Here is a 12242-nt window from a genome sequence, read left to right on the forward strand (position 1 = left end):
TAGAAATTATTATTTTTGTAACCCATTAATTAAAAATTAACTTTTAAACAACACATAACAATGGCTCATAATATCAAACCTGGAGTAGCAACTGGCGACCAAGTGCAAGAAATTTTTAACTATGCAAAACAAAAAGGATTTGCACTTCCTGCGGTTAACGTAATAGGTTCAAGCACAATTAATGGCGTTTTAGAAACTGCTGCTAAACTGAAAGCGCCAGTTATCATCCAGTTTTCAAATGGTGGCGCAGCTTACAATGCCGGCAAAGGTCTTTCAAACGATGGCCAAAAAGCAGCTATCCTTGGTGGAATTGCTGGAGCAAAACACGTTCATACTTTAGCAGAAGCTTATGGCGCAACTGTAATTCTTCATACTGACCATTGCGCAAAAAATCTTTTACCATGGATTGATGGTTTATTAGATGCTTCCGAAAAACATTTTGCCGAAACAGGAAAACCATTATTTTCTTCCCACATGATTGACTTATCAGAAGAACCAATCGAAGAAAACATCGAAATCTGTAAAGAATATTTAGCTCGAATGAGCAAAATGGGAATGACTTTAGAAATCGAATTAGGAATTACAGGTGGCGAAGAAGATGGCGTTGACAACTCAGACGTTGACAGTTCAAAACTATACACACAACCAGAAGAAGTAGCCTATGCTTATGAAGAACTAATGAAAGTTTCTCCTAAATTTAGTATTGCTGCTGCATTTGGAAACGTTCACGGTGTATACAAACCAGGAAACGTAAAACTAACACCAAAAATCTTGAAAAACTCTCAAGATTATGTTCAAAATAAATTCAACACAGGTCATAATCCGGTTGACTTTGTTTTCCACGGTGGTTCAGGTTCAACAATCGAAGAAATCAGAGAAGCAATAGGTTATGGCGTAATCAAAATGAATATTGATACCGACTTACAATTTGCGTTCACCGAAGGAATTCGTGACTATATGACTTCAAAAATCGATTACCTAAAAACTCAAATTGGAAGTCCAGACGGTGATGATTCTCCTAACAAAAAACACTACGATCCAAGAAAATGGATACGCGAAGGCGAAATGACCTTCAACAAAAGATTAGAACAGGCATTTGCTGACTTAAATAACGTAAACACATTATAAAACTGTATATTGTAAATTGTATACTGTAACAAGAGTGAAACATTATACAATTTTACATTTTACATTATACAATAAATCATGGCTTGGTTTAAAAGAAAAGAAAAAGGTATTACTACCGCAACCGAAGATAAAAAAGACGTTCCAAAAGGTTTGTGGTACAAATCGCCAACAGGAAAAATTATTGATACTGATGAATTAGCTCGTAACCTTTGGGTTAGCCCCGAAGATGATTTCCATGTTAGAATCGGCAGCAAAGAATATTTCGAAATCCTGTTCGACAATAACGAGTTCAAAGAACTAGATGCAAAAATGACATCCAAAGATCCTTTAAACTTCGTCGATACAAAAAAATATTCCGACCGTCTAAAAGACGTTATCAACAAAACCGGTCTAAACGATGCTGTTAGAACTGGTGTTGGAAAATCAAAAGGAAAAGATTTAGTAGTTTGTTGTATGGATTTCGCCTTCATCGGCGGTTCAATGGGTGCAGTTGTTGGAGAAAAAATTTCACGTGGAATTGACTACTCTATCAAAAACAACGTTCCTTTCGTAATGATTTCAAAATCAGGTGGAGCGAGAATGATGGAAGCGGCATTATCATTAATGCAATTGGCAAAAACTTCGGCAAAATTAGCTCAACTAGCCGAAGCAAAAATTCCATACATTTCATTGTGTACTGATCCAACCACTGGTGGAACAACGGCTTCTTATGCAATGCTTGGTGATATTAATATTTCTGAACCTGGTGCTTTGATTGGTTTTGCTGGACCAAGAGTTGTTCGCGATACCACTGGAAAAGATTTACCAGAAGGTTTCCAAACCGCAGAATTCGTTTTGGATCATGGTTTCCTTGACTTCATTGCTCACAGAAAAGAGTTGAAAAACAAAATCAATCTATACATCGATTTAATTTTAAATCAAGAAATTAGATAAATCAATATAAATCCCAATACACTAAAAAACACAAAGCGGTTGCTTTGTGTTTTTTGTTTGAATCAACAATAAAATTAAAATACAAATTCCACCTACATCCCGCTTCTAATCGCCTCAACAGGATCAAGTTTAGAAGCCGAAATCGCAGGTAAAATCCCCGAAATCAATCCAATCACCGCAGCCAAACTAGTTCCCAAAAGTATATTTGAAAAACTAAGAATAAATTCAAAGTCAAGCACATTAGTTAATATAACAGCAATAATCCATACCAACAACAAACCAATTGCACCACCAATAACACACAAAATTATCGCCTCAAAAAGAAACTGAAACAAAATAAACTTATTCTTTGCACCCAACGATTTTTGGATCCCAATCAAATTGGTTCGCTCCTTCACCGAAACAAACATGATATTAGCAATTCCAAACCCACCAACCAATAATGAAAACCCCGAAATAATCCATCCACCAACTTTCAAACTCCCAATAAAAGCCTGAATTTGGTCAGTAGCACCTTTAAGAATATTGACAAAAAAGTTATCAATTTGACCATATTTCAAACCTCGCTTTAAACGCAACTTCTGTTGAATTTCACCTTTAACATCTTCTAAATCAGCAGTCTCATTAGGTTTTATAACAATAATTGGAGTAAACCAATTGCTATTCTCGCCAAACATAGTTCTTACTTTGTTCAAAGGAAGATAAACCGTAGTATCAGGATTAGAACCAAAACTAATCATTCGCTCACCTACTTTCTTCAACACACCAATAACTACAAATCGCTGTCCATACAATCGAATTTCTTTATTAATCGGATTACTAGTGCCAAACAATCCTTCAGCAATCTCATGACCAATTACAATACAATTCCTCCCCGAATTTGACTCTTGTTCATTAAAAAAACGACCATCCTCAAATTCTAATTTTTCAATATCTACAAATTCATACGTACACGGTTTCACGCTAACCAAACTAACCGTTTTCTCCTCAAACTTTACATTTTCATTACCCGTAAAATACTGAAAGCAAACGTTCTCAACACCATCTACATTGTTTTTAATAAAAGTATATTCTTCATAAGTCACATCAGGAAACTGATCCATCTTCCAATCAGGAACATCACTTGGACCAAAACAATACTTAAACAAAAACATTGAACGATTGTCTAAACCGCTAATATCGCTTTGTATTTTTTTATCCAAAGAATCCACCGCGGCAAGTACCGCAATAATCGAGAAAATACCAATCGTTACACCAAGCAGAGAAAGCATGGTTCTTAATTTATTGTTCCGCAAAGCGTTCATAGCAAAAGCAAAACTTTCTCTAATTAATCGAATATAAAGCAGCATCGGTGTCTTTTTTTGTGAATTGTAAATCTCTGTAAAATTTAGCTAATTAGCTAATCTTTTATCAATACTCTTATTGGTGTCAAAAAATAAAATATTGTTACACTTCTTGTTTGAAATTTGGCGGTAAAAAAACTACTTTTGTGCGCTTAAACACAACTACAAAATGAGCACAACAAAAACAATCAAATCAGCACTGATTTCTGTCTTTTCAAAAGAAGGTTTAGAACCAGTAGTTCGAAAACTACACCAACAAAATGTAACCATTTATTCTACCGGCGGAACCGAAGAATTCATCAATAAACTTGGAATTCCAGTAGTTCCAGTTGAAGAAGTAACTTCATTCCCAGAAATCCTTGGAGGAAGAGTAAAAACATTACATCCTAAAATCTTTGGAGGAATACTAAACCGTCAAGATAATCCAACCGATATTGAACAAATGCGAGAATTTGAAATTCCACAAATCGATTTGGTTATTGTTGATTTATATCCTTTTGAAAAAACCGTTGCTTCAGGCGCAAGCGAAGCTGATATTATTGAAAAAATTGATATTGGTGGAATTTCATTAATTCGTGCAGCTGCCAAAAACTTCAAAGACACTGTTATCGTTGCATCGGTGAATGAATATGCTTATTTACTCGAATTGATTTCAACACAAAACGGTGATACAACGTTAGAACAAAGAAAAAAATTGGCTACCAAAGCCTTCAATACGTCATCGCATTATGACGCGTCTATTTTTAATTATTTCAACCAAAATCAGGAAGAAACGGTTCTGAAAATTAGCGAACAAAATGGTCAAGTACTTCGATATGGTGAAAATCCACATCAAAAAGGATTTTTCTTTGGTGATTTTGAGGCAATGTTTACCAAACTACACGGAAAAGAATTGTCATACAACAATTTATTAGACGTTGATGCAGCAGTAAATTTGATTTTAGAATTCAAAGAAAACGAACCAACATTTGCAATATTAAAACACAACAACGCTTGTGGATTAGCTACTAGAAGCACCATGAAAGAGGCTTATTTAACGGCATTGGCTTGCGATCCAACCTCAGCTTTTGGTGGCGTTTTAATTGCTAATGGAAATATTGACGAAGCCACAGCAGCTGAAATCAATTCACTTTTTTGTGAAGTAGTAATCGCGCCAAGCTTTGACGAAAAAGCCATTGCTATTTTATCTGAAAAGAAAAACAGAATTATTTTAGTTCAAAATGATGTTGCTTTGCCTCAAACTAACGTGAGAACTTGTTTGAATGGTGTTTTAGTTCAAGAAAGAAACAACATCACCGACAGTAAATCACAACTAAATTACGTTACTACTACTAAACCAACCGAGCAAGAAATAGAAGATTTATTATTTGCCTCAAAAATTTGTAAAAACACAAAGTCAAATACGATTGTTTTTGCAAAAAATAGTACATTGGTAGCATCGGGAACGGGACAAACATCTAGAGTTGACGCTTTAAAACAAGCTGTGGAAAAAGCAACAACTTTTGGATTTGATTTAAAAGGTGCAGTGATGGCAAGCGATGCTTTCTTTCCGTTTCCAGATTGTGTTGAACTAGCTCACAACGCTGGAATTACAGCTGTTATTCAACCTGGTGGTTCGATAAAAGATGAATTAAGCATAAATTTTTGCAACGAAAATAAAGTTGCAATGGTATTTACAGGAACACGTCATTTTAAACATTAATTTGTTTAACTTTGTGCGTTAAAAATTATATAAACGTTTTAAACCCAAAAAAACAGTATGGGATTTTTTGATTTCATGACCGAGGATATCGCAATCGACCTTGGTACCGCAAACACTCTAATTATTCACAACGATAAAGTTGTAATTGATAGTCCGTCAATTGTAGCTCGGGATAGAATATCAGGAAAGATTATTGCTGTTGGTAAAGAAGCCAACATGATGCAAGGTAAAACTCATGAAAACATAAAAACCATACGACCATTGAAAGATGGTGTTATTGCTGACTTTGATGCATCTGAAAAAATGATTTCAATGTTCATCAAAAGCATTCCAGCATTGAAGAAAAAGATGTTTACTCCTGCTCTACGCATGGTAGTTTGTATTCCATCGGGAATTACTGAAGTAGAAATGCGTGCAGTAAAAGAAAGCTGTGAACGTGTAAATGGTAAAGAAGTTTACTTAATCCACGAACCAATGGCTGCGGCAATTGGTATTGGTATCGATATTATGCAACCCAAAGGAAACATGATTGTTGATATTGGTGGTGGAACAACCGAAATTGCAGTAATTGCATTAGGCGGAATTGTTTGTGACAAATCAGTAAAAATTGCTGGTGATGTTTTCACTAACGATATTGTTTACTACATGAGAACGCAACACAATTTATTTGTTGGAGAAAGTACTGCTGAAAAAATCAAAATTACTATTGGTGCTGCTACTGATGATTTAGAAACTCCACCAGATGACATGTCAGTTCAAGGTAGAGATTTATTGACTGGAAAACCTAAACAAGTTGAAGTTTCTTATAGAGAAATAGCCAAAGCTTTAGACAAATCCATTCAACGTATTGAAGATGCTATCATGGAAACGTTATCGCAAACGCCACCAGAATTAGCTGCCGATATTTATAACACAGGTATTTATCTTGCTGGTGGTGGATCGATGTTAAGAGGTTTAGACAAACGTATTTCACAAAAAACCGATTTACCTGTTTACATTGCCGAAGATCCGTTAAGAGCTGTTGTTCGTGGAACTGGAATGGCACTAAAAAACATACCAAAGTTTAGAAGTATACTTATAAAATAAATACCAAATAAAACACAAATTCCAAATTCCAAAAAATAATCTATTCCTATTTTTTTTGGGATTTGGAATTTGAAATTTATAATTTTAAGACTTATGCAACAAATTTTTAGCTTCCTATTTAAAAACAGTTATCGACTACTGTTTTTATTGCTATTAGTATTGTCGCTAGGTTTAACTATCCAATCACATTCCTATCATAAAAGTAAAGTAATTAGTTCGGCCAACTTCTTAACTGGTGGTATTTATCAAAAAGTGAATAACATCAACGAGTATTTCAATTTAAAATCACAAAATGATGAATTGGCTTTTGAAAATGCTCGACTGAAAGCATTGCTTTTTAATACAAAAGATTCAACAAAACTTCCTGAAATCGATACTATAAAAGGAGTAAAAAAGACCGATGTAATTATTTCAAAAGTAATTCATAACTCTTACAGCAGACACGAAAATTACCTTACCATCCAAAACGGTTCAAAAGACGGAATCAAACAAGATATGGGCGTAATCAACAGCGCAGGAATTATCGGGATTGTTGATGATGTTTCTCCGGGATATGCTACTGTTATCAGTATTTTGAACGTTAAATCGCAAATCAATGCTAAGCTTAAAAAGTCAAATCATTTTGGTTCCTTAGTTTGGAACGGAAAAAGTACTGGCTTTGTTCAACTTATTGACGTTCCGCGATTGGCTGGAGTTCGAAAAGGCGATACCATTGTTACTGGTGGACAATCGCATATTTTTCCAGAGAATATTGGCATTGGAACCATTGAAAAAGTATATATCGAAGAAGAAACTAACTATTATGTAATAGATGTTAAACTCTTTAACGACATGACTAACTTAGGTTATGTTTATGTGATTAAAAACAAAGATCGAGAGGAAATCATTCAACTAGAAAGTAAAATTAAAAAAGATGAATAGCGCATTACTAATGAATATTGCCCGATTTATCTTGTTGCTGTTGGCACAAGTTTTAATTTTCAACCGAATGGATTTGTTTGGGTTTGTCAATCCGTTTCCTTATATTTTATTCATCATCCTTTATCCAGTAAACGGAAACAAAACAGGATTATTAGTTGCGAGTTTCTTTCTAGGATTAATTATGGATATGTTTTGGAATTCAGGCGGAGTTCATGCTGCAGCTTGTTTAATTCTAGCCTATTTCAGACCTGCCATTTTTAAATTTTCTTTTGGATTGAGTTATGAATACCAAACGGTAAAACTAAATGACTCCTTAACTCCTGAACGTTTTTCATTTATTTTAATTGCCGTTGTAATTCACCATTTTACCCTTTTCATACTTGAAATTTTTAAACTAAGTTCCATTTTAGACATTTTGGTTCGAACTGTTTTAAGTACATTATTCACTATTATCACAAGCATTATTATCATTTATCTTATTAAACCAAGTAAACGATGAGAAAAGCTTTGTTCCCAACTATTATCATTATTGGAGCATTATTACTTATTGCTCGAATTTTTTATTTGCAAATTATCGACGACTCGTTTAAACTGAAATCAGATAATAATGCGATAAAAATCAAATATGATTATCCAGAACGTGGTTATATTTATGACCGAAACGGGAAACTCTTGGTAGCCAATCAACCTTCTTATGACATCATGGTAATTCCAAGAGATGTTAAGAAAATTGACACTACCGAATTTTGTGATTTACTACAAATTACCAAAGAAGATTTTATCAAAAAAATTGAAAAAGCAAAAGTATATAGCCCGAGATTACCATCGGTTTTTTTGGCACAATTAAACAAACTCGAATATGCTGCTTTTCAAGAAAAACAACGAAAATTTGATGGTTTTTACATTCAAAAACGTTCGCTTCGTGATTATCAAGTAAATTATGGCGCCAATGTTTTTGGGTTTATTACTCAAGTAAACGAAGGCATTATCAACAAAAACAAATACTATAAATCGGGTGATTTAATAGGAAAACAAGGTGTTGAACAAAGCTATGAAGAAGTTTTAAGAGGTGTAAAAGGAGTAAAACACATTCAAAAAGACAAATACAATAGAGATATTGGTTCTTATAAAGATGGTCGATATGATACGATTGCTGTTCAAGGAAAAGATATTCATCTTTCTATTGATGGAGAATTGCAAAAATATGGCGAAGAATTAATGATTAATAAACGTGGCGGAATTGTAGCTATCGAACCTAAAACAGGAGAAATTTTGGCTTTGGTTAGTGCGCCGTCATTTGATCCAGCACTTTTAGTTGGACGAAAACGTTCCAAAAATTTCACAGCTTTATACAACGATTCTATTGCAAAACCACTTTATGATAGAAGTTTATTAGCCGAATATCCGCCAGGTTCGCCGTTTAAAATATTAACTGGATTGATTGCGCTTCAAGAAGGCGTTATTGATACCGAAACGGGTTTTGTATGTCATCACGGGTTTAGTTATGCGCGTGGAAGATTTATGAAATGTCACGATTCTGGAGTTTCGAAATTACACAATGGTTATTACAATTCGTGTAACACTTATTTTGCTAGTGTTTATATGAAAACCATTAACAAATATTTGAAACCATCAGACGGAGTTGACGTTTGGAGTAAACATTTAAAAAGCTTTGGTTTAGGCGAATTTATGGGTTATGATTTACCAACTGGAAGAAAAGGAAAAGTTCCAACATCCAAAACTTATAAAAAAATGTATCCAGGTTGGGGTTGGGATAGTAAAACGATTGTTTCCAACTCTATTGGTCAAGGAGAAGTTTTGATGACGCCAATTCAATTAGCCAATATGATGGCAGCCGTTGCCAACAAAGGATATTATTACACGCCACACATCATCAAATCGATTAAAGGCGATGTAATTGACAAAAAATTTAGAACCAAGCACGTTACTACTATCGATAGGAAGCATTTTGAACCTGTAATCAATGGATTGTATGATGTTTACAACTTAGGGACAGCGAGAGGTTTAGGTGTTGAAGGAATTGAGATTTGTGGAAAAACCGGAACTGCAGAAAACTTTTCTAAAATCAACGGCAAACGTGTTAAGCTTCAAGATCACTCTATTTTTGTAGCCTTTGCGCCAAGAGAAAATCCAAAAATTGCTATTGCGGTTTTTGTTGAAAACGGATATTGGGGTGCAAGATGGGCTGGACCAATTACTTCCTTAATGATTGAAAAATACATTAAACGAAAAATTACTAGAAAAGATTTAGAAAAACGAATGTTAGAAGGAAGTTTAATTCCTGAATACAACAAATATCTTGCAAAGCCTGTTGTAGATACTTTATTAAAAACAAAAGTTGATATCCTTCCAAAATCTGAAATGAAAAAAGAAGATGAAGAACCAATAGTAACAGAACAACCTATTGTTGGATAAAAAATAAGCATGAAAAATCAAAGTGTAACAAATAATATAGACTGGATAACAGTTACCATTTACATCATCATGGTGATATTGGGATGGTTAAACATTTATTCTTCTTCACTTTCATCTATTGAAGGTGAAACATCTATTTTTGATGTTACTCAAATTTATGGTAAGCAATTCTTATTTATATTGGTTAGTATTCCTTTAATCTTTACCATTCTTGCTATTGATGCCAAATTTTATGAAAAATTTTCAAGTATTTTTTATGTACTTGGTCTTCTTTCACTTGCAGGATTATTTGTATTTGGAAAAACAGTAAAAGGACAAACCAACTGGTATGGATTTGGCTCCTTTAGTATACAACCCGCCGAGTTTGCAAAAACCACAACAGCATTATTATTGTCAAAATTTTTGAGTGATGTTCAGGTTAATCTAAAAGAGAGTCAAAAACAAATACAAGCATTAGGGATTATAATTCTGCCTATATTATTAATTGCACCAAACGATCCTGGAAGTGCTCTTATTTATACATTTTTAGTTTTAGTTCTTTATCGAGAAGGTTTACCATCTTGGTATTTATGGACAGGATTTGTTGCTATTGTACTCTTTATTTTTGCTTTACTTTTAGAACCCTATGTAATAATACTGATTGCATTAGCAGTTATTTCATTTATATATTTTAAAAGTAGATTAATAGACCGAAATTGGATGATGAGTGGAATACTTTTGATTTTAATTTCTGGCTATGTTTTTTCTGTGGACTACGTTTTTGATAATGTTTTTAAACAGCACCACCGAGATCGTTTTAATATTTTATTGGGTAAGGAAGTAGACTTAAAAGGAGTTGGATATAACACTAATCAATCTGAAATTGCAATTGGTTCAGGTGGATGGTTTGGAAAAGGCTATCTAGAAGGAACACAAACCAAAGGTGGATTTGTACCTGAACAACATTCTGATTATATTTTCACTACTGTTGGCGAAGAATGGGGTTTTGTTGGTTCTATCTTCATAATTTTACTTTTTGTTGGATTAATAATTAGGATTATTTATCTTTCTGAAAGACAAAAAACCAAATTCAGTAGAATTTATGGCTATTGTGTAGCTTCAATTTTATTCATTCACTTTTTTGTCAATATCGCCATGGTAATTGGAATCTTTCCAACTATTGGTGTTCCATTACCATTCTTTTCTTATGGTGGTTCTAGCCTTTGGGGTTTTACTATTTTGCTATTTATTTTTCTAAAAATGGATGCCAATAAAGTTAATGAATGGTAATTTTAAAAAATCTCAAAAGATAAATTCCAGTTATTTTGTCAAAAAAGATTAGGAAAAACTTATGTCAAGAAAAAGTTTAATTATAATTTTAATAGTACTTTGTGTACTATTCCTATTATACAAACTAGCTTACATGTTTTCTCCTGGAAGTTATCCTTTCGCAGAACATTATGAATTAAATTATCCAGAGCACAAAGTAATTGATGTTATAAATAAATTAAAAACTTCAGATAAAGAACTAATTGTACCGAAAGTAACAATTAATGGAAATGGACAATTTGACTTAAATGATGGAAAAAATAATAAAACTGATTATTGGCACAAATTTTACTTCTACGATAAAAACAAGGAACAAATTATACTTACTTGGACAAGACCTTCTGGTAAAAACACGACAACATTTGCGTTTGTATCAATTAATAATGGTTTAGACATCGGAAACTGGAAAAGGATAAATGATGATTTTGGCTATTTTGAAAATAAAAAAATAAAAGAAAACTTTGAAGAAACGATTTTAAAAAGAGTAAAAGAAAATTTGGAAAACAAATGATTAAATAATTAGTTAAAACTCCAATCTTTATAATCCTTATTTCTTTCTAATTGATTTTCAAGTTTATCTTCAACTTGAAGGAAGAAATCAACTTTAGTCATTTTTTCTATACTATCCACTGGAACGACAAAAGTGTAAAGCGGCTGTTTACTTTCCTTATGCGGAACCAAAAAAGCAATCATTTTTAATTTTCCATTATTTTTAGTTGCTACAATTTTGTAGAAATAATTTGGAACCGAAACTTTTTCTTTACCAATTGTTTTTAATCCATCGGTTAAAACTCCGCCAGTTACTACATAAACTTCGCCATATTTTGTTGCCCAATATCTAATTTTTTGTTCCAATCTGTTCCAAACGCCTTCGTTGAAATCGTGTTTTTGTGGAGAAATATTGGAAGTAAAAAAAGTATCGTCAAAAGCTTTTTTGGAAAATTTCATATCGGCAGCTGGACAAAGATGTCCTTTGTCATAGCCTGAGTTTTTATAGTTTCGCCAATCTGCTGAACGGGTTTTTACTTTCTTATCTTCAATAAAAAATGGACGGTCAAAATTATTTCCCTTTCCATAATTTTGCTTCAACGTATAGGCAACCCATTCTGCTTGTTCATGTTTTTCGTTGTAAGACAAGGTGTAATTATCATGGACAACAACCTGATTTGTTGATGATTTAGGCTGTAAACTTACTGCTGGAGTTTGTAAAAAATTCTGCTCTGGAGATTCTATTTCTTTTTTACAACTGGTCAATAAACCTAAAACAAATAAGAAAATAGTTATTTTATTTGAAAAAAAATTCATACTTTTATAGATAATTTGGCCGATTCGGAATACTTTTTGAAAGGCTAAAGGTATAACTTAAAAAAATAAAACAAATGAAA

Annotated in this window: 11 protein-coding genes; 9 read left to right on the top strand and 2 right to left on the bottom strand. The window is 33.1% G+C overall.

Features of this window, described 5'->3' with window-relative positions; genetic code table 11:
* Positions 1-60 precede the first annotated feature (60 nt).
* Both fbaA and accD read left to right on the top strand, forming a co-directional pair.
* A complete protein-coding gene (gene fbaA, locus IAI56_RS08195) occupies positions 61-1128 on the top strand; it encodes a class II fructose-bisphosphate aldolase (RefSeq protein WP_187657409.1) in 1068 nt (355 codons plus the stop codon).
* A gap of 78 nt (positions 1129-1206) precedes the next feature.
* Positions 1207-2061, top strand: coding sequence for an acetyl-CoA carboxylase, carboxyltransferase subunit beta (accD, locus tag IAI56_RS08200; RefSeq protein WP_187657410.1), 855 nt, complete (start codon positions 1207-1209; stop codon positions 2059-2061).
* A 92-nt stretch (positions 2062-2153) separates the two neighbouring features.
* On the opposite strand, the gene IAI56_RS08205 is transcribed toward accD, so the two are convergent.
* Entirely contained in the window at positions 2154-3410 is a 1257-nt protein-coding gene (locus IAI56_RS08205) for an ABC transporter permease (RefSeq protein WP_187657411.1), read from the bottom strand.
* A gap of 163 nt (positions 3411-3573) precedes the next feature.
* On the opposite strand from IAI56_RS08205, the gene purH reads away from it, so the two are divergent.
* From purH to IAI56_RS08240, 7 genes are all read left to right on the top strand, one after another.
* Positions 3574-5106: a bifunctional phosphoribosylaminoimidazolecarboxamide formyltransferase/IMP cyclohydrolase gene (gene purH, locus IAI56_RS08210; protein ID WP_187657412.1), complete on the top strand. Its 1533-nt coding sequence runs from the start codon at positions 3574-3576 to the stop codon at positions 5104-5106.
* Positions 5107-5163: 57 nt separating this feature from the next.
* Positions 5164-6192: a rod shape-determining protein gene (locus tag IAI56_RS08215; RefSeq protein ID WP_121312631.1), complete on the top strand. Its 1029-nt coding sequence runs from the start codon at positions 5164-5166 to the stop codon at positions 6190-6192.
* A gap of 93 nt (positions 6193-6285) precedes the next feature.
* Positions 6286-7113 (top strand): rod shape-determining protein MreC, encoded by an 828-nt coding sequence (mreC, locus tag IAI56_RS08220; protein ID WP_187657413.1) that lies wholly within the window; start codon positions 6286-6288, stop codon positions 7111-7113.
* The gene (locus tag IAI56_RS08225; RefSeq protein WP_187657414.1) at positions 7106-7612 is read left to right on the top strand and encodes a rod shape-determining protein MreD; all 507 of its coding nucleotides are present in this window, start codon (positions 7106-7108) and stop codon (positions 7610-7612) included. Before mreC ends, IAI56_RS08225 begins: the two co-directional genes overlap by 8 nt.
* Positions 7609-9549: a penicillin-binding protein 2 gene (gene mrdA / locus IAI56_RS08230; protein ID WP_187657415.1), complete on the top strand. Its 1941-nt coding sequence runs from the start codon at positions 7609-7611 to the stop codon at positions 9547-9549. The genes IAI56_RS08225 and mrdA overlap by 4 nt, the downstream gene beginning before the upstream one ends.
* 9 nt (positions 9550-9558) lie before the next feature.
* Positions 9559-10818, top strand: coding sequence for a rod shape-determining protein RodA (gene rodA / locus IAI56_RS08235; RefSeq protein WP_187657416.1), 1260 nt, complete (start codon positions 9559-9561; stop codon positions 10816-10818).
* Between the two features lie 61 nt (positions 10819-10879).
* The gene (locus tag IAI56_RS08240) at positions 10880-11368 is read left to right on the top strand and encodes a hypothetical protein (RefSeq protein ID WP_187657417.1); all 489 of its coding nucleotides are present in this window, start codon (positions 10880-10882) and stop codon (positions 11366-11368) included.
* 8 nt (positions 11369-11376) lie between these two features.
* Here the strand turns inward: IAI56_RS08240 and IAI56_RS08245 are convergent, their stop codons facing one another.
* Positions 11377-12162, bottom strand: coding sequence for a DNA/RNA non-specific endonuclease (locus tag IAI56_RS08245; RefSeq protein ID WP_187657418.1), 786 nt, complete (start codon positions 12160-12162; stop codon positions 11377-11379).
* Between the last annotated feature and the right edge of the window lie 80 nt (positions 12163-12242).

Origin of the sequence: Flavobacterium macrobrachii, from assembly GCF_014486675.1 — a bacterium.
Classification (GTDB): Bacteria; Bacteroidota; Bacteroidia; order Flavobacteriales; family Flavobacteriaceae; genus Flavobacterium; species Flavobacterium macrobrachii.

Coding starts and splice junctions, on each gene's coding strand:
- fbaA (WP_187657409.1), top strand. CDS start 61: ATGGCTCATAATATCAAACCTGGAGTAGCAACTGGCGACCAAGTGCAA.
- accD (WP_187657410.1), top strand. CDS start 1,207: ATGGCTTGGTTTAAAAGAAAAGAAAAAGGTATTACTACCGCAACCGAA.
- IAI56_RS08205 (WP_187657411.1), bottom strand. CDS start 3,410: ATGCTGCTTTATATTCGATTAATTAGAGAAAGTTTTGCTTTTGCTATG.
- purH (WP_187657412.1), top strand. CDS start 3,574: ATGAGCACAACAAAAACAATCAAATCAGCACTGATTTCTGTCTTTTCA.
- IAI56_RS08215 (WP_121312631.1), top strand. CDS start 5,164: ATGGGATTTTTTGATTTCATGACCGAGGATATCGCAATCGACCTTGGT.
- mreC (WP_187657413.1), top strand. CDS start 6,286: ATGCAACAAATTTTTAGCTTCCTATTTAAAAACAGTTATCGACTACTG.
- IAI56_RS08225 (WP_187657414.1), top strand. CDS start 7,106: ATGAATAGCGCATTACTAATGAATATTGCCCGATTTATCTTGTTGCTG.
- mrdA (WP_187657415.1), top strand. CDS start 7,609: ATGAGAAAAGCTTTGTTCCCAACTATTATCATTATTGGAGCATTATTA.
- rodA (WP_187657416.1), top strand. CDS start 9,559: ATGAAAAATCAAAGTGTAACAAATAATATAGACTGGATAACAGTTACC.
- IAI56_RS08240 (WP_187657417.1), top strand. CDS start 10,880: ATGTCAAGAAAAAGTTTAATTATAATTTTAATAGTACTTTGTGTACTA.
- IAI56_RS08245 (WP_187657418.1), bottom strand. CDS start 12,162: ATGAATTTTTTTTCAAATAAAATAACTATTTTCTTATTTGTTTTAGGT.